General features: G+C 51.1%; 24 protein-coding genes, 1 rRNA gene and 2 riboswitches. All 25 genes read right to left on the bottom strand.

Going from position 1 to position 26994, the window contains the following annotated elements; all coding sequences use genetic code 11:
- Positions 1 to 92 precede the first annotated feature (92 nt).
- Positions 93 to 1097, bottom strand: a complete 1005-nt coding sequence (locus ACXX53_RS18500) for an anion permease (protein WP_458570166.1) — start codon at positions 1095 to 1097, stop codon at positions 93 to 95.
- A gap of 90 nt (positions 1098 to 1187) precedes the next feature.
- Positions 1188 to 1799, bottom strand: coding sequence for a DUF47 domain-containing protein (locus ACXX53_RS18505; protein ID WP_458570167.1), 612 nt, complete (start codon positions 1797 to 1799; stop codon positions 1188 to 1190).
- Positions 1800 to 2036: 237 nt separating this feature from the next.
- Positions 2037 to 3149 (bottom strand): DUF3048 domain-containing protein, encoded by a 1113-nt coding sequence (locus ACXX53_RS18510; RefSeq protein ID WP_458570168.1) that lies wholly within the window; start codon positions 3147 to 3149, stop codon positions 2037 to 2039.
- Positions 3150 to 3297: 148 nt separating this feature from the next.
- Positions 3298 to 4140: an alpha/beta hydrolase gene (locus tag ACXX53_RS18515; RefSeq protein WP_458570169.1), complete on the bottom strand. Its 843-nt coding sequence runs from the start codon at positions 4138 to 4140 to the stop codon at positions 3298 to 3300.
- Between the two features lie 173 nt (positions 4141 to 4313).
- Positions 4314 to 4616, bottom strand: a complete 303-nt coding sequence (locus ACXX53_RS18520; RefSeq protein ID WP_458570170.1) for a hypothetical protein — start codon at positions 4614 to 4616, stop codon at positions 4314 to 4316.
- A gap of 488 nt (positions 4617 to 5104) precedes the next feature.
- Entirely contained in the window at positions 5105 to 6385 is a 1281-nt protein-coding gene (purD, locus tag ACXX53_RS18525) for a phosphoribosylamine--glycine ligase (protein WP_458570171.1), read from the bottom strand.
- Positions 6386 to 6401: 16 nt separating this feature from the next.
- Complete coding sequence (gene purH, locus ACXX53_RS18530; RefSeq protein WP_458570172.1) at positions 6402 to 7949, bottom strand: bifunctional phosphoribosylaminoimidazolecarboxamide formyltransferase/IMP cyclohydrolase; 1548 nt, start codon at positions 7947 to 7949, stop codon at positions 6402 to 6404.
- A 580-nt stretch (positions 7950 to 8529) separates the two neighbouring features.
- Positions 8530 to 9192 carry a phosphoribosylglycinamide formyltransferase gene (gene purN / locus ACXX53_RS18535; RefSeq protein WP_458570188.1) on the bottom strand — a complete coding sequence of 221 codons (663 nt, stop codon included), beginning with the start codon at positions 9190 to 9192 and terminating at the stop codon, positions 8530 to 8532.
- Between the two features lie 56 nt (positions 9193 to 9248).
- Positions 9249 to 10295, bottom strand: a complete 1047-nt coding sequence (gene purM / locus ACXX53_RS18540; protein ID WP_458570173.1) for a phosphoribosylformylglycinamidine cyclo-ligase — start codon at positions 10293 to 10295, stop codon at positions 9249 to 9251.
- A 119-nt stretch (positions 10296 to 10414) separates the two neighbouring features.
- Positions 10415 to 11863: an amidophosphoribosyltransferase gene (gene purF / locus ACXX53_RS18545; RefSeq protein ID WP_458570189.1), complete on the bottom strand. Its 1449-nt coding sequence runs from the start codon at positions 11861 to 11863 to the stop codon at positions 10415 to 10417.
- 53 nt (positions 11864 to 11916) lie between these two features.
- Complete coding sequence (purL, locus tag ACXX53_RS18550; protein WP_458570190.1) at positions 11917 to 14148, bottom strand: phosphoribosylformylglycinamidine synthase subunit PurL; 2232 nt, start codon at positions 14146 to 14148, stop codon at positions 11917 to 11919.
- 40 nt (positions 14149 to 14188) lie between these two features.
- Complete coding sequence (gene purQ / locus ACXX53_RS18555; protein WP_458570174.1) at positions 14189 to 14878, bottom strand: phosphoribosylformylglycinamidine synthase subunit PurQ; 690 nt, start codon at positions 14876 to 14878, stop codon at positions 14189 to 14191.
- Positions 14879 to 14882: 4 nt separating this feature from the next.
- A complete protein-coding gene (gene purS / locus ACXX53_RS18560; protein ID WP_458570175.1) occupies positions 14883 to 15128 on the bottom strand; it encodes a phosphoribosylformylglycinamidine synthase subunit PurS in 246 nt (81 codons plus the stop codon).
- A gap of 253 nt (positions 15129 to 15381) precedes the next feature.
- Positions 15382 to 15482, bottom strand: a riboswitch (purine riboswitch).
- Positions 15483 to 15666: 184 nt separating this feature from the next.
- Positions 15667 to 16380 carry a hypothetical protein gene (locus ACXX53_RS18565; protein WP_458570176.1) on the bottom strand — a complete coding sequence of 238 codons (714 nt, stop codon included), beginning with the start codon at positions 16378 to 16380 and terminating at the stop codon, positions 15667 to 15669.
- Positions 16380 to 17273 carry an ABC transporter ATP-binding protein gene (locus ACXX53_RS18570; RefSeq protein WP_458570177.1) on the bottom strand — a complete coding sequence of 298 codons (894 nt, stop codon included), beginning with the start codon at positions 17271 to 17273 and terminating at the stop codon, positions 16380 to 16382. The genes ACXX53_RS18565 and ACXX53_RS18570 overlap by 1 nt, the downstream gene beginning before the upstream one ends.
- Entirely contained in the window at positions 17266 to 17640 is a 375-nt protein-coding gene (locus tag ACXX53_RS18575; protein ID WP_458570178.1) for a GntR family transcriptional regulator, read from the bottom strand. The genes ACXX53_RS18570 and ACXX53_RS18575 overlap by 8 nt, the downstream gene beginning before the upstream one ends.
- A 1608-nt stretch (positions 17641 to 19248) precedes the next feature.
- The gene (locus ACXX53_RS18580) at positions 19249 to 20130 is read right to left on the bottom strand and encodes a phosphoribosylaminoimidazolesuccinocarboxamide synthase (protein WP_458570179.1); all 882 of its coding nucleotides are present in this window, start codon (positions 20128 to 20130) and stop codon (positions 19249 to 19251) included.
- Between the two features lie 108 nt (positions 20131 to 20238).
- The gene (gene purB, locus ACXX53_RS18585) at positions 20239 to 21537 is read right to left on the bottom strand and encodes an adenylosuccinate lyase (protein WP_458570180.1); all 1299 of its coding nucleotides are present in this window, start codon (positions 21535 to 21537) and stop codon (positions 20239 to 20241) included.
- On the bottom strand, positions 21534 to 22739 hold the full coding sequence (purK, locus tag ACXX53_RS18590) for a 5-(carboxyamino)imidazole ribonucleotide synthase (protein WP_458570181.1): 1206 nt from the start codon (positions 22737 to 22739) through the stop codon (positions 21534 to 21536). The genes purB and purK overlap by 4 nt, the downstream gene beginning before the upstream one ends.
- Positions 22736 to 23233 carry a 5-(carboxyamino)imidazole ribonucleotide mutase gene (gene purE, locus ACXX53_RS18595; RefSeq protein WP_458570182.1) on the bottom strand — a complete coding sequence of 166 codons (498 nt, stop codon included), beginning with the start codon at positions 23231 to 23233 and terminating at the stop codon, positions 22736 to 22738. Before purE ends, purK begins: the two co-directional genes overlap by 4 nt.
- A gap of 130 nt (positions 23234 to 23363) precedes the next feature.
- Positions 23364 to 23464, bottom strand: a riboswitch (purine riboswitch).
- Positions 23465 to 23651: 187 nt separating this feature from the next.
- Positions 23652 to 24086 (bottom strand): universal stress protein, encoded by a 435-nt coding sequence (locus tag ACXX53_RS18600; RefSeq protein WP_458570183.1) that lies wholly within the window; start codon positions 24084 to 24086, stop codon positions 23652 to 23654.
- A 63-nt stretch (positions 24087 to 24149) separates the two neighbouring features.
- Positions 24150 to 24431 carry a DUF1294 domain-containing protein gene (locus ACXX53_RS18605; RefSeq protein WP_458570184.1) on the bottom strand — a complete coding sequence of 94 codons (282 nt, stop codon included), beginning with the start codon at positions 24429 to 24431 and terminating at the stop codon, positions 24150 to 24152.
- A gap of 168 nt (positions 24432 to 24599) precedes the next feature.
- Positions 24600 to 25577 carry a transglycosylase domain-containing protein gene (locus tag ACXX53_RS18610; protein WP_458570185.1) on the bottom strand — a complete coding sequence of 326 codons (978 nt, stop codon included), beginning with the start codon at positions 25575 to 25577 and terminating at the stop codon, positions 24600 to 24602.
- A 215-nt stretch (positions 25578 to 25792) separates the two neighbouring features.
- Positions 25793 to 26410, bottom strand: coding sequence for an NAD(P)H:quinone oxidoreductase (wrbA, locus tag ACXX53_RS18615; protein ID WP_458570186.1), 618 nt, complete (start codon positions 26408 to 26410; stop codon positions 25793 to 25795).
- A gap of 474 nt (positions 26411 to 26884) precedes the next feature.
- Positions 26885 to 26994: ribosomal RNA gene (gene rrf, locus ACXX53_RS18620) — 5S ribosomal RNA — on the bottom strand; the annotation flags it as partial.

The following is a 26994-nucleotide window of genomic DNA, read 5'->3' on the forward strand; positions in this document are numbered from 1 at the left end:
TATGGAGCATTTCCATATTTCAGCCATAATAAAAGGAGTATCCTCAAGACGCTGACGCACCCGAAAACACTCCTTGCTTATATCAAGTGTAATTACATTTGTACAAAGAAATCAATAATCTTGAATATGAACATCGCCAGGACGACACAGATTGGAATCGTAATAAACCATGAAACCACGATTCGTCCAGCTACACCCCATTTTACCGCTGAGAAACGCTTCGCAGAGCCTACACCCAAGATAGCGGATGTAATCGCATGCGTCGTACTGATCGGCAATTGTACTAATGTAGCGCTCATGATGACCGTTGCAGCTGACAAGTCAGCCGCGAAGCCGTTGATCGGCTCGATCTTGAATATCTTCGTCCCCATCGTCTTAATAATCTTCCAACCACCGATGGACGTACCGAGCGCCATTGCTGTAGCAGCAGAAATCTTAACCCACAGCTGAACATCATCACCCGTTTGAAGGCCTGATGTGATCAGAGCGAACGTAATAATACCCATTGCTTTCTGAGCATCGTTCGTACCGTGTGTAAAAGATTGCAGAGCCGCAGTAAGCACCTGCATGGAACGAAAGCCCTTATTAACGGTGTGCGGACTTTTCTTGCCGAATGTCCATTTCAATATGGTCATGACGATATAACCCATCGTGAACGCAAGAATCGGCGATAAGATAAGCGCCAGCACGATACTCTTGAAGCCACTTAGGTTAATGTATTCCATACCAGCACCCGCAATTACAGCGCCAGTCAACGATCCGATGAGGGCGTGTGAGGATGAGGATGGAATTCCAAACCACCAGGTGACCAAGTTCCATATAATTGCGGAAATCAGCGTAGCAATTACGACCTCAAGTCCGTTATTTAACGTCGTTGGATCCGCAATGCCTCCTCCGATCATCTTAGCTACTCCGGTAAACATCAATGCACCTATAAAGTTCATCGTGGCAGCGAGTAATATCGCTTGACGAGGGCGCAAAGCTCTAGTCGATACCGATGTAGCAATCGCATTAGCCGTATCATGGAAACCATTGATGAAGTCGAATCCGAGAGCCAAGAGGATGACTATCCCCATTACAATTAATGATGTATCCATAAAAGTACGATTGCACAGCACACATTAGACATATGTGAAGCGCAATGCCTAAACCTCCTTCAACCCTTGAGCTTGCCTTGGTAACAAGGCTTAGGAATTGCGCATTACGATCGTTTCCAGAATATCTGCAACATCTTCGCAGCTATCTGTCGTTTGTTCCAAGCGTTCGTATACTTCTTTTTTCTTAATCAATTCAATTGGGTCCGTGATTGTAGCGAACAATTGCTTGATTCCTTTACGAAGCAGCTCATCGCCATGGTTCTCTAATTCATTCAGCTTAAAGCTGTGCTCACGAATAGGAAGAAGCTTCTTCTGTGAAAGCAAGCGCATCGCCTTTTGAATCTCATAAGTACTGCTCTTCAGAATATCAGCAAAATGAACGACCACTTCATCACGCTCATGCAAACCATACATATCAAATCGGGAAGCTGTTGCTTCCATTCCATCCAATACATCGTCAAGTGCAGAAGCAAGTGACATAATATCTTCACGCTCAATTGGTGTGATAAACGTTTTATTCAGCTCTTTGTAGATGGTGTGTGTGAATTTATCGCACTTGCTTTCCAGCTCTTTCATTGTCTTCGCGAATGCTGCAACATCCGACAAATTCTCTACACCTTTGGCGAATGTTTCCGACGCTGTAACGAGCGTATCCGCCATATTTTGCAACGTTTCAAAAAATACATCCCTCTTCTTGAACATGTATAATCTCCTTTGCAACGCTTTACGTGTGCTGTTTCTTATAAGCCTTTCATAGTTTATCACATTTCAGATGCAGTTTGTAAAGAATTCGTAAATGGTTTTTGATGGTATCTCGACAATTTTCACAATTCTTTTCATGCATCATTCTACTTTTTTCACATAAACGACATATGTATTCCTATATGATCATATATTATTTGTTATTGTAAGCGTTTTCCCTACGTCTAACTTGCTATTTTACCATTTTACGTGAGAGTTTAGTCCGCCTGTAGTCGGTACGATCATGATGTGTGTTACACCAGCGCCAAGCTCTACAATCTGATCTGCGACCGTAAATTGTATCGGCCCCTTGCCACTGCGTACCCATTTTCCCCTGACGGCTTCTCCCTTATAGAACCATACTGCTTCGCCTTGGAGATTCAGATCAACTTCTAAACGACCCACATCATCCAGTACCTTATGTTCTGCTTCAACGACAAGAATGTTATCGGTGCGCAATGCTTGCTCTGTCACCTTGTCAATATGCGGCTTCTCATCCATGTATCGAATATAGTTTCCACGGCCTGCATCATATTGATACGCAACGGGATAAGAATTCTTCAAGAAGGTGATGTCGATGTTCGTTGCTGTTTCTTTCGTAAATGGAGGGTTAACGGAGGATCCTGATGTCTGCTGGATGGCCATTGCCGGAATATCGATCGTCTCTGCATACCCCTTCTTCTTCATGCCTTGTTTCAGCTTATCCAGATTCGTATATAGATTATGAGGCGCCTTCCGACTATGATCACGCCAGAAGAACACACCTGCGTTCGAGATTTCGTCTAGATGCTCTTTGTGCTGACGCTGTAGGATGTAGTAGCCGTCATTGCTGGCCCCTGCATGCACTAACATCGCCCCATAGCTTTCGCCGAGCTCGATCAGATAAGGTCGGATGCTGCGCACTGGTCCTATTTCGCCTGCATAATCAAGTTGGCTGTGATATACGGCTACTATTCTAGTAATGCCGCCTTCAGCAAGCACTTCGATCAACACATCCGCAGCAGGCAGACCGGATTGCGGGCGCGCCTTCCTATCATTATTCACCATAACCGCGATCGGGCGCTGGTTGGCCTTCTCTTCCTCGCCTTCTTTCCACGCTAGACCCGTGAATGGCGCTCTTACGGTTGGGTCCGGTTCAACAGGCTCAGGTTCGAGCTGCGGCTCAGGCTGAGGAACGGTTGTTTCCTGCGGGGTGTCGGCAGGCTTCGTAACGTCAACAGGTTCATGAGAAGAACCGCATGCATTTAATAGAGTGAGACAGATCATAACTAGCAGAATCCATTTGGAACGTAAGAAATAGGCTCGATTCATCCAGCAATTATCCCCCTTGCACATCGGTTTTCTATTATTATCCAATAGAATAGTTGTACTGTCCAATTCTACTAAAAAAGAGCATGACTCGCAGCGTATTACCGCTCACCGTTCATGCTCTTTCTAGGCTTATGTTTAGTTACTAGCTCTATATGGTCCAGTGCGCCCACTGCTGCTGACGCTGTTCCCATTGACGCAGCCAGTCGATCGTTGCCGTATACACTTGCTCGCGATGATCTCCAGATGAATACGTATGATCAGCCTGGAAAATGATCTCCTTATCACACTGCCCGTCACTGCGCATCCAGAACACCTTCTGGTACAAAAATGAATAATCCGCAGGTATCACGTCATCCGATGTTCCGTGTATGAGCAGCACATCGCCCTGAAACTTGGATGCCTCCTGATACGGCTGATGACGCCCCAACGTCTCAAAATAGTTGGGCGTAAACGAATACCCCAGGTAATCCGTGATGCCTTGCTTCACGGATTCATCGAAACGCTTGCGGCCGATAATGCTCACGATGTCGTTGAATGGATACGCCACCGCCGACCAGAGCACGAGCCGCTTTACGCGAGTATCCCGCACCGCGGTGAGCAGCGCCACCGCGCCGCCCAAGCTGTGCCCGATCAGCGTTATACGCTGCGGATCCACATCGCCGCACTGCAAGCCATACTCGAGTACGGCCTGCGTCTGCTCGATCATCGCATCGATGCCGAGATCGCCGTACTCGCCCGTGCTCTCGCCGCAGCCGGCATAATCGAAGCGCAGCACGACGTGGCCCTCTGCCGCAAGGCGGCGCGCGGCTTTGACGAACAGTCGGTCAACGCCGATGCGGCTGCCAACGAAGCCGTGGCATATGATGGTCAGCGGCATTCGTCGGCAGCCCTTCTCCTCCGATTGCGCTTCATACGGAGCGCGCTGCTCCGGATAATGCACGGAAGCGGCTATGCGTTCCCGCTTCCATTTTAATTCCACCACTCGTTCCATCGTGCTTCCCCCTGTCTTGGCAGCCCACAGCCTCGTTAATATCATATAATTCCGATTAACTTACTTGTATATAAGTTATAAGCATATTATCACCGCTCCCTAATAATGTCAACGGTCAATTGTACAGCATAGAAAAGCCGTGATGCATAACAGCACCACGGCTTTTCTTAATCCTATTCGTAATCATAATCTTGATCTTGTGCTTGATCTGTCGGCACTCTATACGAATCTAAGATCATCTGATTCGTCGCCTTCGCGCCTTTGAGTCTCGGGCAAGCATCACCGATACAATAGGCTTCTGTCGCTGCGGCGAAGTCATTCATCATCGCTTCGCCGTCTCCCTCATATCGCTCATGAATGCGATTCGTCATCACATTGCCTTCATACTCCGTTACTTCATCCATTCCTCTAAGATGCTCTTGACTCAAGTAATGGCCCGTCGTCTTCTTGCCTTCATGCTCATCTTCGTATTGCACAGCATGCTCCCTCCTCCGATACATACATAGCCCGCAGCATTACAGCCTATCCGCCGTCTTATCCTCTATGCTCAGAGCCGGCATATGCCACGTATGTTCTGTTTAGTATCCTTCGGAGGGCTACTTCCTTATGCAGGAACATTTCACTCTGCTCAAAACTCCCCGCTCGACGCTTCGTCTCCCTACTTCCGCTCCGTAACGGGGTATTTACCCGTTATCTCTCTCGCACTGCTCACGTCACCCGCCCTCTCACTTGCGTAAGACGGTTTTTACCCGTTATCTCTTCAGCGTGCCCCTCTTTCTGCTCCGTAACGGGGTAATACCCTGTTATCTCACAAGCACAGGTCACGTCACTCACCCTCTCACTCGCGTAAGACGGTTTTTACCTGTTATCTCTCTCGCACAGGTCACGCCCCCCAACAAACACAAAATAGGCAGCCCCGCGGTGCCTTCCCACCATTGAGCTGCCCTCATGACTACTAAACCTCTTAAACCTCCGACGCAGCCAAAGCCTTGTCCGCGATATCCTTGCGCGCATACATGCCCGCGAAATGAATGAGCGACACCGCGGCATACGCCGCCTGCTGCGCAGCGCGCACATCCTTGCCGCGGCCGACAACGCCCAGCACCCGGCCGCCGCTCGTCACTACGCTGCCATCCGGCGCGAGCGCCGTGCCCGCGTGAAACACCAGCGCTTCGCGCCCCGCTTCCGCAAGCCCGGTGATGACATCACCCTTGCGGTAGCTGCCCGGGTACCCCGCTGAGGCGACGATGACGCATACCGCCGCCTCGTCATCCCACTCCAGCTCGATCTCATCGAGCTTGCCGTCCACTACCGCTTCGAAGACGTCCACCAGATCCGTCTTCAAGCGCGGCAGTACAACCTGCGTTTCAGGATCGCCGAAACGCGCGTTAAACTCCACTACCTTGACTTCGCCAGCCGGCGTAATCATCAAGCCCGCGAACAGCAGACCCTTGAACGGTCTGCCCTCTGCCGCCATAGCCGCAGCCGTCGGCTCGATAATATCGCGCACTGCCGATTCAATGATCGCATCCGCGACATGCGGCAGCGGACTATAAGTCCCCATGCCGCCCGTATTCGGACCTTTATCGCCGTCATAGATCGGCTTATGATCCTGCGCAGCCACACAAGCGCGCACTGTCTTACCGTCTACGAAGGCGAGGATGGACATTTCCTGCCCCTGCATAAACTCTTCCACCACGATCTGATTGCCAGAGGCGCCAAACTTCCGATCCACCATCATCTCTCGAAGCGCCAATTCAGCCTCTTCGCGAGTGAAGGCGATTGTAACGCCTTTGCCCGCCGCCAATCCGTCGGCCTTAATGACCGTCGGCAATGCAACCTCGCGCACATAAGCGAGCGCTGCCTCCACATCCGTAAACGTCTCATACGCAGCTGTCGGAATCTCATACTTGCGAAGCAAATGCTTCATGAACACCTTGCTGCCCTCGATCTCAGCCGCGGCTTTGCTAGGGCCGAACACGCGCAGACCGCGCGCCTCCAGCACATCCGTAATGCCCGCCGCGAGCGGGTCATCAGGGCCTACGACCACAAGATCCATCTTCTCTCGTACCGCATAGTTGGCTATCGCATCAAAGTCCATGACCGACAGCGGCACGCACTCCGCGATCTCTGCAATGCCTGCATTGCCGGGAGCACAGACGATACGGCTCACGCGCGAGCTCTGCTTCAGCTTCCACACCAATGTATGCTCACGGCCTCCGCCGCCAATGACCAATACGTTCATCGCGCATCCCCCGCTCCTAGTGTTTAAAATGACGCACACCCGTCATCACCATCGCGATGCCGTTGTCGTTCGCCACCTTCACGGATTCTTCATCACGAATCGAGCCGCCCGGTTGAATAACTGCGGTAATGCCCGCTTGCGCTGCAAGTTCAAGCGTATCGCCCATCGGGAAAAATGCGTCAGACGCCAATACCGCGCCCTTCGCTTTCTCACCTGCTTGCTCAATAGCGATGCGCGCTGCGCCGACACGGTTCATTTGACCCGCGCCGATCCCTACCGTCATGCCGTCCTTCACCAGCACGATTGCATTCGACTTTACATGCTTCACAATGTTCCATCCGAAGCGCAGCTGCTCCAGCTCTTCGGCGGACGGCTCGCGATCCGTAGCAACCTTCAGCTCCTCAGCAGACACGTTATACACGTCCGTGTCCTGCACCAACAAGCCGCCGTTTACGCTTGTCATCTGCAGCGCCGCATGACGGTTAGCCGGGGACGGCTGTACGCCCGTACGTACCAAGCGGATATTTTTCTTCTGCATCAGCACGTTCAGTGCCTCCTGCGTGAATTCTGGCGCGATGACAATTTCCAAGAAGATGTCATTTAACAGCTTAGCCGTATCTTCATCAATCGCACGGTTCGCCGCCACGATGCCACCAAAGATCGAAGTCGGATCCGACTCATACGCTTTGCGGTAAGCCTCGTATACACTCTCGCCGATGCCGACTCCACACGGATTCATATGCTTAACAGCTGCTACGGCAGGACCTTCAAACTCACTTACGATCGCGAGCGCCGCATTTGCATCATTAATGTTGTTGTAAGACAGCTCCTTGCCATGCAATTGCTCCGCCGCAGTCAAGCTGCCTACAGCAGCCAAAGGCTCACGATAGAACGCAGCCTTCTGATGCGGATTCTCACCATATCTCAGAGATTGCACCTTCTCATAAGTAACCGTCAGCGTCTCAGGGAACTCTTCACCAAGCTGCGCAGTCAAATAACCGGAGATCAACGAATCATAAGCCGCTGTGTGACGGAACACTTTAGCCGCGAGGCGCTTGCGCGTATCGAGCGTCGTGTCGCCATCAGCCTGAATTTCCTCCAGCACCCGTTCATAATCCGCCGCATCGACAACCACTGTGACAAACGCATGATTTTTCGCAGCAGAACGCAGCATTGTAGGCCCGCCGATATCGATATTTTCAATCGCATCTTCATAGCTTACATCCGGCTTCGCAATCGTCTCTTTGAACGGATACAGATTCACCACGACCAAGTCGATGTAATCCAGACCAAGCTCCTTCATCTGCGCTTGATGCTCCGCATTGTCGCGAACCGCCAGCAGACCGCTATGCACAGCGGGGTGCAGCGTCTTCACACGTCCATCCATAATCTCTGGAAAGCCTGTTACATCCGAGATCCCGATCACCGGTACCTGCTCCTTCTCGAGCAATGATCTCGTACCGCCTGTCGAAATAATCTCCACACCACTAGCCGCCAACGCGCGCGCGAAGTCTACGATACCTGTCTTATCCGATACGCTGATCAGCGCTCTCTTGATTGCCATTTCCCTCGCTCCCCCAACTGTTCCTTAGTATAAAATAGCCCTGTACATTACACTGCGCTTTATAAAAATGTAACTTAATAATGTTACTTCAACATTAGACAACCTGACTTCCCTCTTCGGTAACCGAAGCGGACACACGAGACCTTATTTGCAACGAAAATGGCCAAATCGACCTGCTTACGGACTCTAGAGACGTTATTTGTGCTAAATCACCAGGTAATCCATCAATCCCGAGCAAATAACGGCTTCTGTGTCCGCTAAACTCCATCAAACCCCATAATGTTCACAAATAGCGGCTCCTGAGTCCACAACAGCAAGCTAGCAAACTAGACTTCCCTCTTCGGTAACCGAAGCGGACACACGAGACCTTATTTGCACCTAAAATGTCCAAATCGACCTGCTCGCGGACCGTAGAGACGTTATTTGTGCTAAATCACCAGGTAATCCATCAATTCCGAGCAAATAACGGCTTCTGTGTCCGCCAAACTCCTTCAAACCCCATAAAGTTCACAAATAGCGGCTCCTGAGTCCACAACAGCAAACTAACAAACCATCAAACGCCCCATGCACTCCACATATACTATTTACCCTTAGCTACCGGCTGCAACTCACCCGCGATCACAGCCCTCAGCACCTCTGGGTACAGCTCATGTTCCACCTTATGAATGCGCTCAGCCAGGGTCTCAACTGTATCGCCAGCCTCGATCTCAACGGGCCGCTGTGCTAGAATCGGGCCAGTATCCATTCCCTCGTCTACCAGATGCACCGTCACACCCGTCACGCGCACCCCGTAATCTAGCGCCTGTTTAACCGCATCTAATCCGGGAAATGAAGGCAGCAGCGACGGGTGTATGTTTAAAATGCGCCCGCTGTACGCTTCCAACAGCACAGGCGTAATCAGGCGCATGTAGCCCGCGAGCGCGATCCACTCGATGCCTTCCGCCTGCAGCAGGCGGACGACATCGAGTTCATAATCACGGCGGCTTGGGTATGATTTCGGCGTAAATACCGCCGACTTCACCCCAGCCGCCTGCGCGCGCTCCAGCACATAAGCGCCGGGCTTGTCGCAGACAAGCAGCGCGATCTCAGCGCCGAACCCGCTCGAGTCGGCATGTGCCGCATCGACCAGCGCCTGAAAGTTCGTGCCCGAGCCGGAGGCGAACACCGCCACACGAGCCGCGCGAACAGCGCTAGCCTCACATGCAGCACTCACAGCACCAGCTTCCTGGCCCCCACCGCGAATAGCACCAGCAACGCCACCTTCACGGCCAACGTCACCCACGCGCGCTTTCTCGCTCATCATATCCCCACACCCGGGATATGAACCGTACGCTCACCCGCGTGCACCTTACCGATGCGGTACACCTCTTCGCCCTGCTCGCGCAGAATCGCTTCCGCTGCCGCCGCATCCGCCTCAGCGATAACCACGATCATGCCGATGCCCATATTAAACGTCGTGAACAGCTCCTGAGCTGTCAGACCGCCAACTTGCTCCATCAAGCGAAATACAGGCAGCACAGGCCATGAGCCGTAATCAATCTCAACCGCTGTACCCTCCGGAAGCATGCGAGGGATATTTTCCAAGAAGCCTCCGCCCGTAATATGCGCCATTCCCTTAACCGTCACTTCGTTCATCAACGTGAGCAACGGCTTCACATAAATGCGCGTCGGCGTCAGCAGCACTTCACCCAAGCTAGCTTCCGACTCCAGCTCAGGAACGACAGCATCCAACGAATAACCCGCCTTCTCCAGCAGCAGCTTACGCACCAAAGAGAACCCGTTGCTGTGCACACCGCTGGATGCGAGACCCAACACCACATCCCCCGGCGCAATCGTTGATCCGTTTACTAGTTTAGACTTTTCGACGACCCCAACACTGAAACCTGCAATATCATACTCCTCCGCACCGTACATGCCAGGCATCTCAGCCGTCTCGCCGCCGATAAGCGCGCAGCCCGACTGCGAGCAGCCGTCTGCAATCCCTTGTACGATCGTTTCGATACGAGCAGGATCGACCTTGCCGCAAGCCAGATAGTCTAGGAAGAAGAGCGGCTCCGCGCCTTGCACGACAATGTCGTTCACGCACATCGCGACCGCATCCACACCAATCGTGTCATGCTTATCCGCTGCAAATGCGAGCATCAGCTTCGTACCAACACCATCCGTACCCGATACGAGTATCGGCTCCTCATACTTCTTGCTGTTCAGCTGGAACAGCGCTCCGAAGCCGCCGAGATCCGTCATAACCTCCGGTCGAAACGTGCGGCGCACGTGCTTCTTCATCCGTTCAACTGCCTCGTTGCCTGCGGCAATGTCAACTCCCGCTTGTTTGTAAGCTTCAGACATGGGTCCCTCTCCTTTATACGTACTATTGTCCACATTTCATAAGGGTCGAAAGAACCGGGAAGCGTCCCCCTTCTATGCGGGACAACCTTTCCGGTTCACTCCTTCCCAGAGACGTCACCTTAACTGCAAGTCGTAGCTTGAGCCGCCGGCTGCAGCGGCGTTGGATAATCATGATCGAAGCAGCCCATGCACAGACCACCGTTTTTCTCCTTTGAAAATGCCCCGCCAATCGCAGCAACCGTGCCCTCATGAGATAAAAAGGCGAGTGAATCGGCTCCAACCAGCTTGCACATCTCCTCAATAGAGTGAGAGGAGGCAATCAAATCCTCCGTGCGCGGCGTATCGATGCCGTAGAAGCACGGATTCATAAATGGCGGCGACGCGATGCGCAGGTGCACCTCCAGCGCGCCCGCCTCACGCAGCATCGTCACGATGCGGCGCGAAGTCGTGCCGCGCACGATCGAATCATCGATCAGCACGACGCGCTTGCCTTCCACGACGCTGCGCACAGCGCTCAGCTTCATCTTCACGCCCTGCTCACGCAGCTCTTGGCTCGGCTGGATGAAGGTCCGGCCGCTATATTTATTCTTGATCATCCCCATCTCATAAGGGATGCCTGTGTACTCCGCATAGCCAATCGCGGCCGAGATGCTGGAATCCGGCACGCCGGACACAATATCCGCTTCGACAAACGCCTCCTTCGCCAACTCCTTGCCCATGCGCTTGCGCGCGGTGTGCAGGTTGACGTCGTGCAGGTCGCTGTCGGGACGCGAGAAATAAATAAACTCCATCGCGCACAATGCGCGGCGCTCCAAACGGGAGAAGCGCTCCGAGCGGTAGCCCTTCTCGTCGAACACGAGCAGCTCGCCCGGCTCGATCGCGCGGATGAAGCGCGCACCGACTGCATCCAGCGCGCAGGTCTCTGACGCGAATATATAAGCGTCGCCCATGCGCCCCATCACGAGCGGACGAAGTCCGTTGGGATCAGAGGCGACGAGCAGCTTGTCATTCGTCATGATCAGGAACGCGAAGCCGCCGATCAGCTGCTGCAGCGCTTCTTTCGCTGCCGTGACGATATCCGCGTCCGAGCGCGCGATCAGATGCGCGATAACTTCCGTGTCGCTCGTTGTCTGGAAGATCGAGCCCTTCTGCTCGAGCTCGCGGCGAATGCTTGGCGCATTCACGATGTTTCCGTTCGTCGCGACCGACAATTCGCCGTCGCGCGTCTTGAACACCAGCGGCTGCGCATTTGCGATGCCGCTGTCGCCAGCCGTTGAATAGCGAACATGGCCGATGGCACAGTCGCCCTTCAACGATCCGAGCAGGGCCTTGTCGAACACTTCCTTCACAAGGCCCATACCACGGTGATAGTGGAACTGCTTGCCGTCAGACGTGCATATGCCGCTGCTTTCCTCACCGCGATGCTGCAGCGTGTGCAGACCGTAATAAGTCAGCGATGCCGCGTCGGGGTAACCAAATACCCCGAATACGCCGCACTCTTCACGCAGGCGGTCGAAGGGTCCGTCATGACCGCTGCCTTCGTTAAAATAACTCCCGTTCTCATCCATCCGGCTCAAGCCATATACGCGCTCCGCCTCTTCCCGCTCCCGCTGCTTCTGATTTACTGCATCAGACATGGAATCGCATCCTTCCATACCCGTTCCACTGCTTCGCGTGTTAAGTCAATGGCCGTCTGACCGTTTACTCCGAGCTGGATGCGGTCGCCGCCAACGACGCCAAGGCGTTGAACAGGCACTTCGTATTGGGCACATACCTGCAAGACTTCATCCGCATGCTCTGGACGAACCGAGAGTAGAATGCGGGATTGCGATTCACTAAATAAGGCGATATCCGCACGCAAGCCTTCTGCTGTCAGTTCAGCGCTTGCGCCAATGCTTCCGCTAATGCAGCTCTCTGCAAATGCTGCCGCAAGTCCGCCCTCCGACAAGTCATGTGCGGATTGCACGTTACCCGCTTGGATTGCGGCGAGCACGGCTCGTTGCAGATTCTCTTCCACCGCCAGGTCCAACACTGGCGGACGGCCTTCCGTTACGCCGTGTACGACCGTTTGGAACTCGCTGCCGCCGAGCTCAGCTTTCGTCTCGCCCAGCAGGAGCACGATGTCGCCAGCCTGCTTAAAGCCTTGTGTCGTAATATGATCCGTATCATGAACGAGGCCGATCATCCCTACAACTGGTGTCGGGTAGATAGCGCCTTTTGCATTTTCGTTGTACAAGCTGACATTGCCGCCGATAACAGGCGTATTCAAATGGCGGCAAGCCTCCGCCATCCCATCAACCGCTTGCGACATCTGCCAGAAGTTCTCCGGCTTCTCCGGGTTGCCGAAGTTCAGGTTGTCGGTGATCGCGAGCGGCTCCGCGCCGGAGCATACGATGTTGCGCGCTGCTTCTGCAACCGCGATGCCTCCGCCGATGTACGGATCCAGGTACGCATAGCGTCCGTTGCAATCCGTCGTCATGGCGAGCGCCTTGCGCGTGCCGCGCACCGTTACAACCGCAGCGTCAGAGCCAGGGCGCACGGCCGTGCTTGTGCGCACCATGCTGTCGTACTGGTTGTAAACCCACTCTTTGCTTGCGACAGTAGGGGAACCCATCACCTTCAGCAATGCATCGTTCACGTCCGTTACTTCCTCATAACGGTTCGTGTCGACAGATTCATTGGCCGTGTAATAGGCAGGCACCTTCGTCGCCTTCTCATATACTGGGCACTCATCTACCAAGCCGCGCACCGGCATATCCGCTACGACCTCTCCGCCGTACATGAGGCGAAGGCGGCCGTCATCCGTTACACGTCCGACCTTGCGACAGATAACGCCCCAACGGTCGAAGATCTCCATCGCGATCGGCTCGTTATGCTCTTCGATCACGAACAGCATGCGCTCCTGCGATTCGGACAGCATCATCTCATAAGGTGTCATGCCGCGCTCGCGCTGCGGAACCTCATCCAGATGAAGCTCTAGACCATTGCCCGCTTTGCTTGCCATCTCCGCGCTGGAGCAGGTCAGACCTGCTGCGCCCATATCTTGGATACCGATCACGATACCGGATTTAATGAGCTCCAGACAGGACTCCATAACCAATTTCTCCATGAACGGATCGCCAACCTGAACCGCTGTCTTTCTCGCTTCCGATTCTTCTGTCAATTCCTCAGAAGCAAAGGTTGCGCCGTGAATACCGTCGCAGCCTGTAGGAGGACCCACATAGTACACCGGGTTGCCTACTCCGCTTGCAACGCCTTTCTGAATGTCTTTATGGTCGATCAGCCCTACGCACATCGCGTTAACGAGCGGGTTGCCTTCATAGCTCTCGTCAAACATGATCTCGCCGCCAACCGTCGGGATCCCGATACAGTTGCCGTAGCCTGCGATTCCTGCGACTACATTTTCAAACAAGTAGCGAACGCGGTCATCCGTCAATTTGCCGAAACGGAGCGAGTTCAGCGATGCGATCGGACGCGCGCCCATCGAGAAAATGTCGCGAATGATGCCGCCTACACCTGTTGCCGCACCTTGATAAGGCTCAACCGCGGATGGATGGTTGTGGCTCTCGATCTTGAAGCATACCGCTTGACCGTCGCCGATATCGACGATACCAGCGCCTTCTCCCGGACCTACAAGCACGCGGTCGCCTGTCGTCGGAAAACGTCGCAGTAACGGCTTCGAATTTTTATAAGCACAATGTTCGGACCACATCACGCTGAATACGCCAATCTCCGTAAAGTTCGGCTTGCGGCCAATCAGATCGCAGATCAAGTCATACTCGGAATCGCTCACGCCCATCGTTGCATAGATGCGCTCGTCGGCAATCTGCTGCGGTGTCGGCTCCTTCTTCATGTTCGCCTTGCCCAGCTCTACTGCGCCAGGAATCAGATCCTTAGTTAACGTTGGTTGCATGACGTTCCCTCCAAGCCTTCATAATTGACTGAAACATACGCACGCCATCCTTCGAGCCTAGCAGTTCGCTGATTGCACGCTCTGGATGCGGCATCATGCCGAGCACGTTTCCTCGTTCATTGATAATACCTGCTATATCTTCAATCGAACCGTTCGGGTTCGTTTCATACGTGAATACGATGCGGTTGCTGCGCTTCAGCTCTTGCAGCGTGTCCTCATCACAGTAGTAGTTGCCTTCGCCATGAGCGATCGGGATGTCGATCACTTCGTCTTGAGCATATTCGCTCGTAAATGCTGTTCCGTTATTCACCACACGCAGATTCGATGAACTGCAGCGGAATTTCAAGCTTGTGTTATGACGCAATGCGCCAGGAAGCAAGCCCGCTTCCGTCAAGATCTGAAAACCGTTGCAGATACCCAGCACGAACGTGCCCTCTGCCGCCGCCTTCTCCACCGCGCTCATCACTGGCGCAAAACGAGCAATCGCTCCGCATCTCAAGTAATCCCCATAGGAGAAACCGCCAGGAATAATAATCAAGTCATAGCCTGTCAAATGTTCCGTCGTATGCCAGACGCGCTCAACCGTTGCACCGTCTATCATCTCTTCTGCTGCATGCACGCAATCCCAATCGCAGTTGGAACCCGGAAATACGAGTACCGCTACCTTCATGCTCTTAGTCCTCCAACTCGTAACGATAGTCTTCAACGACTGTATTTGCTAGCAATTGATTACACATCTTCTCGAGCATTGCCTCAGCTTCAGCACGATTGTCTGTATCGAGCGTCAATTCCATATACTTACCGATGCGCACTTCTTCAACTGCACCATACCCCTTCGTGTGCAGCGCTTGTTGAACTGCAGAGCCTTGCGGATCGAGAACGTTTGCTTTCGTCGTTACATACACCTTTGCTTTAAACATGGAATTGGTTCCTCCCCAGAGTGTGATCATAATGGGTGCCTAACGCAGCAACGTCGGCCAACTGACTAATCAAGCAATAGTACATAAACAAAAAAAGTCCACAGATAGGTTCAGACACACTACCCTCGGACTTTTCTAAGATTACGGCGGAAAGAAAACGCAGCACATACATAGCCATTCCCGCTAGCCTATGCTCATCTTCACACTGGATCATAGCTGTGATTCATCTAATGTGCGGCAGACAAGCATGCGGTTGCTGATCGCTTTCACTCGTAGTCCAAAGATTTACGGTCTTCGGGTAGAGACTTCCGGCCTTATTCCCAGAATTATACGAGAGATATCATCATACGTTATATTTGGATTTGAATCTAGTTTATCAGTGTTCAAACATCCATGTCAACCGCAAAACACGAACATTATCATTACATTCAATTATATAGTTCGTTTATACTACAAATGCTTGTCCTCGGTGAACAACAAAAATACCGCCTGAAGCCATATTCGGGCGGTATTAGACAGGATTACACGTTATTCCATTTCATGATATCCCTGCTAAAGTAGTCGATTTGCTCAGCATCAGATAAGAGAATATCGCATAGATAACAGCAGCGCCAAGCAGCCAGATCGAGTGCTGTACCGCTGAGTATTGGATAAACCATTCGAATGCTTGCCCCCATAACTCGTAGTAGGTCATAACGAACGACCCTATGCTGGTTATTAGCAACAGGCCTAAACACAATCCGATCACGCCCCATCCTCCGAAACGGCGATACAGACATGCTATGACAAATCCGAACAGGAATAGATTCACCAATAAGCTGAAATAGACAACTATTTGCTCGATAAAGGAACCGTCATTGAGATAAGGCAAATTAAAAAACCGCAGCTGCACTCCCCATCCGCCTGTCAGATCGATTTCAATCTTAGCTAATACAGCTAGAGCAATCGCAGTTGCTGCGCCTACGATCCCTACCATCGCCATGGTTCCTTTAAAATAATCCGTTCTACGTACGCCCATCCCTAGCGTATAGGTGAAGGATTGAGATAAGCTGACCATCCCGATAATCAACATATAGACAAAGATCGAGGATATGCCTCCTGTAATAAAAAAAGTTTCGGAAGCACTATACTTGATGAAGAAGCCAATGATCAAATTGACAAAGAAGCTGAACAGCATGATCATCCAAGGGAGCATATACCAGGAGAATTTATCGCGCATATGCATTTTCAACACACCGGATGCTCGATTCATTATATCTTAACCTCCTTATATCCTGCTTGACCGCGAGTCATATATACGATCAGCTGCTGCAGCGATACCGTCGCCAGCTCCAGCCCCAACGCCTCTGCCTGCTGCTTAACACCGGCATGGTAGCCCCCATATACCGTAGCAGACGCCAAGGCCCCGTATGGTGAGCGATTAATAACTTCCTTGCCTGCTGTAAAGCTGTCTACCTTGGATGCCGGCCCTACCACCGTATAAGCCTTGCCGCGCAGATCGTCGGCATCCTCATCCATAATAAGTTTACCGTTATCGATGACCAGTACATGCTCCAGCAGTTGACTGACCTCGTCTATCAGATGCGTAGACAGTATGATCGTCCGTGGATGAGCGCCATAATCCTCAAGCAGTCGATCGTAGAACAAGCTCCTCGCAACTGCATCAAGCCCCAGATAAGGCTCATCAAATATCGTCAACGGCGCCCGACTTGCAAGCCCAACAATGATACCAACCGCAGATTGCATCCCCCGTGACAGTTTCTTCATTTTCCGCTTCAACGGAAGTCGAAAATCCTTAATCAATGAATAGGCATAATCCCGATCCCAATTCGGGAAGAACAGCTGAGACACTTCCAATACATCCTTAACGCAGTACGTTTCCGGATACTTCTGGCTTTCCTTCACGAAGCAGATCTGACTGAGCACACGCTCATTCTCATACGGATGCTCGCCAAACACCTTCAGTTCACCGCTTGTCGCAAATAGCTGCGCTGTAATCAGATGCATAATCGTCGTCTTCCCGGCTCCATTGCGTCCAAGGAGTCCGTAGATCTTATCCGCTTCTACTGTAAGGCTGACATTATCAATAACTTTCACATTTCCGTAAGCCTTACTTAGTCGATTCAACTCAATGACACTATTCATCCCGCTTCGCCCCCCTCTTAATCATGTTTGACAGTTGCTCTGCTGTAATGCCCAGCTTCTCCGCCTCTTGAATCATCGCCACCACATACTGCTCATAGAATTGTTCCTTCCGTTGCTCCATCAGCTTCTCACGTGCGCCAGTTGCCACAAATATGCCGATGCCCCGTTTCTTATACAAGATCCCTTGATCCATCAGCTGACTTACCCCCTTCGCGGCAGTTGCCGGATTAATCTGATAGAACGTTGCGATCTGCATCTTCGAAGGCACCTGCGACTCCTCCAAGAGCAAACCTTTAATAATATCATCTTCAATCCGTTCAGCAATCTGCATATAGATTGGGCGGCTGTCATCAATAATAAGCCCCATTTCTCCACCACCAAATCGGTTAGTTAGTCATGTAATCCACTATACCTCCATTTCCTTCCATTGTCAACATATTCCATTTAACTTAAACACCCATTCTTTCTATTTTCCGTTCCTGATCTAGCTCTGCAAATGCCTCCCTTAGCCCAGCTCTTCTGCCAGATCCCCCCGCTCGCTTCACATATTTTCCCACCAATCTAGACAACTCTTCCATATCAAATGAAAAACCCCCACAGCCACAACCGGCCGGGGAGTCAAAACTTCCTCACCATCACTTCTCCTGCTCACGTAGGATATATCCCTTAAGAGTCCATTTGACCACTATCCCATTCGCTCAGATACTCTTCTGCATACACCCTTTACTCCCTGAGCCATAGGGATATTGCTCAAACATGCTGCGGAAGCTCCTTTTTCACCCTGTCTATATGAATCCAACGCGTAGTATCAACATTTCTCCTGTTCATCACGGTATGTCCCTTGAGAGTCCATTTGGCTACTATCCCATTCACTCAGAATCTCGTTTTATCTCAGACTCCCTGACCAACGGGGATAATACTCAGATACTCTTCTGCATTCACCCCTTACTCCCTGATCCATGGGGATATTACCGGAACATGCTACGGAAGCATCTATTTTCCTGAGCCATAGGGATATTGCTCAAACATACTGCGGAAGCTCCTTTTTCACCCTGTCCATATGAATCCAACGCATAGTATCAATATTTCTCCTGTTCATCAGGATATGTCCCTTGAGAGTCCATTTGGCTACTATCCCATTCACTCAGAATCTCGTTTTATCTCAGGCTCCCTGACCAACGGGGATAATACTCAGATATATTTCTGGATACATCCTATCTTCCCTGAACTATGGGGATATTGCTCGAACATACTGCGGAAGCTCCTTTTTCACCCTGTCCATATGAATCCAACGCATAGTATCAACATTTCTCCTGTTCATCACGATATGTCCCTTGAGAGTCCGTTTGACTATTATCCCATTCACTCAGATTCTCGTTTTATCTCAGGCTCCCTGACCAACGGGGATAATACTCAGATACTCTTCTGGATACATCCTATCCTCCCTGATCCATTGGGATAATGCCCGAACATACTGCGGAAGCTCCCTTTTCACCCAGCCCATATGAATCCAACGCATAGTACCAACATTTCTCCTGCTCATCACGATATGTCCCTTGAGAGTCCGTTTGACTATTATCCCATTCACTCAGAATCTCGTTTTATCTCAGACTCCCTGACCAATGGGGATAATACTCAGATACTCTTCTGGATACATCCTATCCTCCCTGATCCATTGGGATATTGCTCGAACATACTGCGGGAGTACCTTATTCTCCTGACCCATAGGGATATTACCCGAACATACTGCGCAAGCACATATTCTCCTGAGCCACGGGGATATTGCCCGAACATACTGCGGAAGCAACTATTCTCCTGAGCCATAGGGATATTGCCCGAACATGCTGCGGAAGCACCTATTCTCCTGAGCCACGGGAATATTACACAGACGCATTGCGTGGGTACTCTACACCAAGATGATTGAGCCGCAACAAAAAGACTCCCATAACCATTCTCATGGCTTGGGAGTCATATGTTACTTCATCAATCGCGTTTGAATATCAACGTATCGGCGAGTGGTCTCGTCTACAACATGCTGCGGGAGTGGATCAGGCTTGCTGTTTTTATCCCAGTCCGAGTTGGCAAGGTAGGTGCGCACAGGCTCTTTGTCCATACTGTCGATCTCGATATCCAGGGCGTAGTTCTCCTTCGCCCAGAAACGAGAGCAGTCTGGCGTAAAGATCTCGTCAATGAGGATCAGTTGACCGTCCACCAATCCGAATTCGAATTTGCAGTCTGCCAGGATGATGCCGCGCTCTTCGCAATAGCTGCGTGCGAATTCATACAGCAGGATGCTCTTGTCGCGCAGCTGCTTAGCGATGTCTGCGCCCGTGATCTCGGTCATTCGATCGAATGAGATATCTTCATCGTGACCGACATCGTTTTTCGCCGCAGGTGTGAAGATCGGCTGCGGAAAGCGTTCATTCTTGCGCATGCCAGCCGGCAGCGCAATTCCGTTTACGGTCTGCGTCTCCTTATATTGACGCCAGCCGCCGCCCGTAATGTAACCGCGCACGACGCATTCGATGTCGATGCGCTCAGCCTTCTTCGTGACCATGATTCGATGACGAAGCGCTTCTTTGTCGGTCACGATGTCTCCCAACAGGTCAACATCGGTATGTACGACATGATTATCAATCAGATGCTTCGTCGCTTCAAACCAGAATGCGCTCAGACGATTCAGCACATTGCCCTTCTCAGGGACCGCTGGATCTAGTACATAGTCGAACGCTGAGATGCGGTCAGTAACGACGATAAGATAATGCTGCCCCAAATCATATAGCTCACGTACTTTCCCCTTATACAATAGCGGTGCCTTTACTATATCTGCTGCCGTAGAAATCGCTGCGGTTGACATTCGATCCTCTCCCCTAGACCAGATGTGTCTGTATCTCCACATCACACCCGGAACGATGTCCGCCGTCTGACCTAAGTCACACGGCGGCTGCTTCAATTCGTTATTCGCTTAAGACAACAATCCTACTTGACGGAAGATTGTATCTACATTTTTCAGATGCCAGGAAGGATTGAATGCATCTTCAATCTCTTCAGCAGACAGCACCGATGAAATCTCAGCTGTCTGTTCGATAATTTCGCGGAAGCTGCGCTGCTCTTCCCAAGCCTGCATCGCGCGCGGCTGCACTGTATCGTACGCTTGCTCACGACTCCAGCCCTTGTCGATCAGCTTCGTCATAACGCGGCCGGAGAACGGCACGCCATAAGTGCGCTGCATGTTGCGTTTCATATTTTCAGGGAATACGGTAAGGTTCTTCACAATGTTCATGAAACGATTCAACATGTAGTTAAGCAGCATCGTCGCATCTGGAAGGATGACACGCTCAACGGAGCTGTGCGAGATATCGCGCTCATGCCAGAGCGTTACATTCTCATATGCGCTGATCATATGTCCGCGAATCACGCGAGACAGACCGGAGATGTTCTCACAGCCGATCGGATTGCGTTTATGAGGCATAGCGGAAGAACCTTTCTGTCCCTTTGCAAATGCTTCCTCCACTTCGCGGAACTCGCTCTTTTGCAGCGCGCGGATCTCCGTTGCAAACTTATCAAGCGATGTTGCGATCAATGCGAGCACAGACATGTATTCCGCATGGCGGTCACGCTGAAGCGTCTGCGTTGAGATTGGGGCAGCTTTCGTTCCCAGCTTCTCGCATACGAATTTTTCAACAAATGGATCAATGTTGGCATATGTGCCGACTGCACCGGACATCTTGCCGAATTGCACGCTGTCTGCCGCATGACGGAAACGCTCCAGGTTGCGCTGCATCTCGGCGTACCAGAGTGCCATTTTCAGACCAAATGTAGTTGGTTCTGCATGAACCCCGTGAGTACGTCCCATCATTGGCGTATCTTTATATTCAAGTGCTTTATTTTTCAATATTTCAATAAAGTTCACGATATCTTTATCGAGAATATCGTTTGCTTGCTTCAGCAGGTAGCCAAGCGCCGTATCCACGACGTCAGTAGAGGTCAGGCCGTAGTGAACCCATTTGCGCTCAGGTCCAAGCGTCTCAGACACAGCACGTGTGAAGGCAATGACATCATGGCGCGTCTCCGCTTCAATCTCGTAGATGCGGTTGATATCGAAGCCTGCTTTGGCACGCAGCGCTACTGTATCTTCCTTCGGGATGACCCCAAGCTCCGCCCATGCCTCGCACGCGCACAGCTCAACCTCGAGCCATGCCTTGAATTTATTCTCTTCAGTCCATATAGCCCGCATCTCCGGGCGTGAATAACGTTCGATCATTGTTGTTGATTCCTCCAAATATTTGTCTGTTTCACCCAAGCCAACGCGGATTCGACATCAGGAGCCAGCACGTTGATGTGCCCCATCTTGCGCTTAGGCAGAGCTTCTGACTTGCCGTAATCATGCAGCTTCGGTGTCACACCTAGCGACTTCGCCGTCGAGTCTTCACTCGCTAACCATTGTAACATGTCTGACTGGTGTTCTCCGAGTAAGTTTACCATAACGACAGGCGTCATAAGAGATGTATCGCCAAGCGGCAAATTGCAGATCGCTTGCAAATGCTGCTCGAACTGAGAAGTTCGACAGGCGTCTATTGTATAATGCCCAGAATTATGCGGTCGAGGTGCAAGCTCGTTTACAAGCAGTTGCTCGTCTTCTGTAAGGAACATCTCGACCGCGATCAAACCTACAACTTCAAGCGATTCCGCTATACGGTGTGCGATACGCTTTGCTTCTTCCAGCACATGCGTCGCGATACGAGCCGGGACGATGGATAGGTGCAGGATGTGATCACGGTGTATATTTTCAGCAACCGGGAAGGTGGCAATATCTCCATTAGGATTGCGTGCTGCAATAACAGACAGCTCTTTCACGAATGGAATGTAGGCTTCGAGCACGAGCTCAGCGCCGGTTGATGCCAATGTTTCATACGCTTCTCGCGCTTCCTCTGGACGGCGAATCATATATTGTCCCTTGCCGTCATAGCCGCCTGTACAAGTCTTCAGCACACCTTGTCCGCCTACAGCAGCCAGATGCTGCTCCAAATCGTCCAAGCTGTGAATCGCCGCATACGGCGCGACAGGGATGCCCGCCGCTGTCAGCGCGCCCTTCTCGCGCAGTCGATGCTTGGTCGTCTGCAGCAAGCGGCTGCCCTGCGGCACATACGCTTCGCGTTCCAGCACCTGCACCACATCGAGTGAGACATTCTCGAACTCGTAGGTGATGACATCGGAACGCTTCGCCAGTTCCTCCGCTGCCGCCAGATCATCATATGGCGCGCGGATATGCTGCGCAGCCTGCGCGCACGGCGCGTCCGCCGCTGGGTCCAGCGTGACGAAGCGGTAGCCCATGGCTATGCCAGCCAGGGCCATCATTCGTCCAAGCTGTCCCCCGCCCAGCACGCCTATCGTCGCGCCCGGCAGCAGCGGCTTCATCGCCGCCTTGCTGCTTGATTCGCGCTCCTGCGCTCCGTTCCGTATCATGCCAGATCCCCCGCTTCCACTACTTGCGCGCGGATCTGTTCACGTCGCTTCGCAAGCCGCTCGCGCAGCGCGGCATCCTCCATGCCAAGCATCTGCGCTGCCAGCAGCCCCGCGTTCGTCGCGCCCGCGTTGCCGATCGCTACCGTGGCAACGGGCACGCCTGCAGGCATCTGCACGATGGACAGCAGCGAATCCAGACCGTTCAGGTTCGAGCTCTTCACCGGAACGCCGATAACCGGCAGCACTGTCTTCGCTGCTACCATGCCAGGCAGATGCGCGGCACCGCCCGCGCCGGCAATAATGACGCGGATGCCACGCTCCTCCGCGGTCTCCGCATAACGGAACATCTCGTCCGGCGTCCGATGCGCGGAAACGACGCGCGCTTCATATGCGACATCCAGCTCATCTAAGATGTCGCAAGCACGCTTCATCGTCTCCCAATCGGAAGTAGAACCCATTATGACTCCAACCTTAACCACCTTACTGTCCTTCATCCCTGTGTCCTCCATTCATTGCTTCCAAGTAAATGTTAAGCCACACAAAAAAAGCCGCACGGAGCTATCCATTTCCGATTGGCGCAAGTATCTATTATGAAAATGACGATCCTCCACCACGTCAAATAACACAGAGTACCGTCATTCCCGTAGTCCGAAGATTTACGGTCTTCGGGTAGAAACTTCCGTCCATATTTACGGAACTATACGAGAATGCATTCTATATAAATGTTATCGTTCGACTATCGACATTATCATTTTCAGTTTAACAAGGCTTCACATCTAGTGTCAACACAGAATGCGAACAATAATTTTTAATCACGAAGAATCGTTCGGTTATATCAAACAAAAAAAGAAAACCAGAACCGCCATCTCTCGACAGCAGTATGCTGGTCTTCTGTATCTTCACATTCCATATTTATTTCATAACAAGCACCGGCACTTTAGAGTTCTGAACAACATGCAAGCTGACGCTGCCTAGTACAAACTTCTTCAGACCGCTTAGACCGCGGCTTCCGATAATAATGAGATCACAATGGTCCTTGTCAGCATAGTCTAGGATCGCTTGGCCTGGAGGGCCTTGCAGCACTTCAACCTGAGCACGGTCGCCTAAGAAGCTGATCTTCTCCTTAGCTTGCGTTTCCAGTTGCATGGCGAATTCATAAATTTCTTCGTTAACCTGCGGAGAAGCTGTCGCGAAAGCGTCCCCTATGAAATACTGCGGTAATTGAAAGATGTGTAGGATGCGAAGTTCAACCTTACCGTTAGTTTCTGCCATATGTATTGCATGATCCAATGCCTTAATAGAAGGCTCCGACCCATCATAAGCTACTAGCACTCGAACAAAATTCATACTGCATCCCCCTCATCCATGTCTCCTGCAGCCCTATTGAGCTGGTAGATTAATAACATACAATTACCCGAATCGAATGATGATGAAACCGTACACCAACAAGTTTACGAGCAGAATAAACGGTATCCCTGCTGTAAAGGTTACATGCTGCGTCTTATGACGCTTGTTATACATTCCAATCAATACGCCGAGCGCGCCGCCCAACCAAGCTGTCAGAAATAGCTGTCGTTCCGGAATTCGCCGTTTGCGGCGTGAAGCACGACGCTTGTCCGCTGCCATCCAGGCGTAACCGAGTGCATTCACTATGCATGCATAACCAAATACCACCCAGGTCAATCCATTCATGGCATGCCTCCTTCCTTGATTTGGTTACTATTATAGAATGAATTGAAATTTGTTGCAGTAGTAATATTATGAAAATGCAAGTGCATCCAAAAAAAAAAATACGCTAGAGCGACCGCCCAGCGCTTATTAATGATTCCCTATATGCCTAATCTAAATGCCAACTTATCGTCAATTGCGCGTTAGGAGCTTCGGCTCTTGTTGGTCCTGTTGGTCCTGCTTCACAAACGATGTATTCAGATGCAGCTCTTCATGCATGGCTGTGAGCCATTCTGAATCACTTAACCAGCCCAACTCATGCATACGGTCCAGCACGACCTGCTGACGATGCAGTGCACTTTCGGGATCCTTAAACGGCGAATAATGCTCAGGTGCTTTCAGGAGACCTACCAGCATGGCCGTCTCAGCCTGAGTCACAACTGGCAGCCCACTGTCTAACTTCGTGGTCTTCCCAAAATAATAATTTGCCGCCGCTTCGATTCCATATACTCCATGCCCAAAATATACTTTATTCAGATAAAGGTTTAAAATGTCCTCTTTGCTGTATCTCCATTCAAGATTGGCGGCAACCGCTACTTCTTTAATCTTACGACTATACGTCTTATCTTGGCTTAAGAATAGATTGCGGGCGAGCTGCATCGTAATCGTACTGCCACCCTGTGCTTTACTCTGCTCTTGCAGATTGACCCAGACAGAACGCATCAGGCTTACAGGATCGATACCCGGATGCAAATAATATCGATGGTCCTCAATGGCAATCAAGCTATCAATTACATACGGAGGCATTTCCTCTACACGCACGATGGGTTGACCGTTTGACAGCACCTCATTAGAATTCACTTGGTTATAGTAATTATTCAACTCCGCTTCATCTATCCACTGATTGCCGGCTAGAACTAAGCCGAACCAACCAACTATTGGTATAATAAGCGCGACGCACAGTACAGCGATGATCCACCGAATTCCGCGCGCAGAAGATCGAGATTGCGCACATGCCGCACCTTGCTTCGAATTATGCCGTTTGGAGCTTTGAGTCAACTTAGCATCATCCTGTGATCTGTTTGCGTATGCCGCCTCATTTCCGCCACGAGTCATCCGTGTAGAAGTTTGAACAGTAAGGTTCGATCTGCGGTTAGTTATAGATTTCATGCTGCTCGACCTCCTTTCCTTACTACAACTTTATCGAAAAGGGGATATTTCTGGTATCGAATTGACTGTGAACTGGCTTACATTTCTGAAAGATGGCACTGGCTTAGTGTACGTCATGATCTGACTTGGTAGTTAACCATTTTCTATGTATAGTAACAAAAAAACTGCCCCTCAGCCAACACACGCACTAAAGAGCAGCTATCATAGCCTAAATATTAATTGCTCTGGCCTTGCTTCACCCAAGATGCAACAGTTACAGTACGCTTGGCCTGATGCTTAACCGCATCCTGCACATCCTCAACCATCTTGCCGTCTTGGTCTACAGTAACGCTTGTACCGTATGGGTTGCCTCCTGCTGCAAATGTTACAGGATCTGTGTATCCAGGTGCTGCGACGATCGCTCCCCAATGGTACATGGTTGTATACAAGCTCAAAATGGTTGCCTCTTGACCACCGTGCGCATTGCCTGCACTCGCCATCGCACTTACAACCTTGTTAGCCAATTTGCCTTGTGCCCACAGGCCGCCTGCCATATCCATGAACTGCTTCATCTGAGAAGGCATATTGCCGAAGCGAATTGGAACGCTGAATATTAAAGCGTCTGCCCACTCTAAGTCACTTAAATGTGCAGTTGGGACATCTTGTGTAGCTTCAACATGCGCTTTCCATGCCGGGTTGCTGTCGATCGCAGCTTGTGGTGCTAATTCAGGAACTTTAACCAATTTTACTTCTGCACCAGCTTCTTCAGCGGCTTCCTGTGCCCATTGTGCTAGTTGATAGTTAGTTCCAGTGGAGCTGTAGTAAATAATCGCCAATTTGATCTTGTTATCCATCCAAGTTACTCTCCTTTATCTATCCAACTCAAATATGTATTCTGTCACTTGCGGGCTGTTCATATGCTCTGCACTTAATGTAACAAGGAACATTTTATTTAAGAAATTGAAATTCTTGTATTTGAGATATTGTAGAGTGTGAGATCAGTGGGGACTTTTACAGATATACTTAACATCATCTTAGTAATATGGTTCATAACATTTGGCTTATAAATGTCTAGTGTGTTGGAAAATGGGGAGAATTTGTGGACAGCACGAGTTCGCAGCCTCATTATCCACTTAATTATGAACATTTCCGCAGCATCTTGGGGATAGCTCGGTATAAATTGCTGGTTTATATACTTACGCACATGTGGATAATGTCAAGATGTGTGTTTTTCTAAAGTTATCCCTTGGAAAATCGGGAATTGTGGATAAGTTGTGAACAACAAACACCCCACGGACGGGTTACCCAGTCTGTGGGGTGTTATTTTGGCTTGGCGACGTCCTACTCTCCCAGGACCCTGCGGTCCAAGTACCATCGGCGATGAAGGGCTTAACGGTCGTGTTCGGGATGGGTACGCGTGGAACCCCTTCTCCATTGC

This window comes from Paenibacillus marinisediminis (genome assembly GCF_054343325.1).

Bases quoted from the DNA above. Each gene is read 5' to 3' on its own strand.
- ACXX53_RS18500 (WP_458570166.1), bottom strand. From the start codon at position 1,097: ATGGATACATCATTAATTGTAATGGGGATAGTCATCCTCTTGGCTCTC.
- ACXX53_RS18505 (WP_458570167.1), bottom strand. From the start codon at position 1,799: ATGTTCAAGAAGAGGGATGTATTTTTTGAAACGTTGCAAAATATGGCG.
- ACXX53_RS18510 (WP_458570168.1), bottom strand. From the start codon at position 3,149: ATGAATCGAGCCTATTTCTTACGTTCCAAATGGATTCTGCTAGTTATG.
- ACXX53_RS18515 (WP_458570169.1), bottom strand. From the start codon at position 4,140: ATGGAACGAGTGGTGGAATTAAAATGGAAGCGGGAACGCATAGCCGCT.
- purD (WP_458570171.1), bottom strand. From the start codon at position 6,385: ATGAACGTATTGGTCATTGGCGGCGGAGGCCGTGAGCATACATTGGTG.
- purH (WP_458570172.1), bottom strand. From the start codon at position 7,949: ATGGCAATCAAGAGAGCGCTGATCAGCGTATCGGATAAGACAGGTATC.
- purM (WP_458570173.1), bottom strand. From the start codon at position 10,295: ATGTCTGAAGCTTACAAACAAGCGGGAGTTGACATTGCCGCAGGCAAC.
- purF (WP_458570189.1), bottom strand. From the start codon at position 11,863: ATGGATGAGAACGGGAGTTATTTTAACGAAGGCAGCGGTCATGACGGA.
- purL (WP_458570190.1), bottom strand. From the start codon at position 14,148: ATGAAGAAGGAGCCGACACCGCAGCAGATTGCCGACGAGCGCATCTAT.
- purQ (WP_458570174.1), bottom strand. From the start codon at position 14,878: ATGAAGGTAGCGGTACTCGTATTTCCGGGTTCCAACTGCGATTGGGAT.
- purS (WP_458570175.1), bottom strand. From the start codon at position 15,128: ATGTTTAAAGCAAAGGTGTATGTAACGACGAAAGCAAACGTTCTCGAT.
- ACXX53_RS18565 (WP_458570176.1), bottom strand. From the start codon at position 16,380: ATGAATCGAGCATCCGGTGTGTTGAAAATGCATATGCGCGATAAATTC.
- ACXX53_RS18570 (WP_458570177.1), bottom strand. From the start codon at position 17,273: ATGAATAGTGTCATTGAGTTGAATCGACTAAGTAAGGCTTACGGAAAT.
- ACXX53_RS18575 (WP_458570178.1), bottom strand. From the start codon at position 17,640: ATGGGGCTTATTATTGATGACAGCCGCCCAATCTATATGCAGATTGCT.
- ACXX53_RS18580 (WP_458570179.1), bottom strand. From the start codon at position 20,130: ATGTCAACCGCAGCGATTTCTACGGCAGCAGATATAGTAAAGGCACCG.
- purB (WP_458570180.1), bottom strand. From the start codon at position 21,537: ATGATCGAACGTTATTCACGCCCGGAGATGCGGGCTATATGGACTGAA.
- purK (WP_458570181.1), bottom strand. From the start codon at position 22,739: ATGATACGGAACGGAGCGCAGGAGCGCGAATCAAGCAGCAAGGCGGCG.
- purE (WP_458570182.1), bottom strand. From the start codon at position 23,233: ATGAAGGACAGTAAGGTGGTTAAGGTTGGAGTCATAATGGGTTCTACT.
- ACXX53_RS18600 (WP_458570183.1), bottom strand. From the start codon at position 24,086: ATGAATTTTGTTCGAGTGCTAGTAGCTTATGATGGGTCGGAGCCTTCT.
- ACXX53_RS18605 (WP_458570184.1), bottom strand. From the start codon at position 24,431: ATGAATGGATTGACCTGGGTGGTATTTGGTTATGCATGCATAGTGAAT.
- ACXX53_RS18610 (WP_458570185.1), bottom strand. From the start codon at position 25,577: ATGAAATCTATAACTAACCGCAGATCGAACCTTACTGTTCAAACTTCT.
- wrbA (WP_458570186.1), bottom strand. From the start codon at position 26,410: ATGGATAACAAGATCAAATTGGCGATTATTTACTACAGCTCCACTGGA.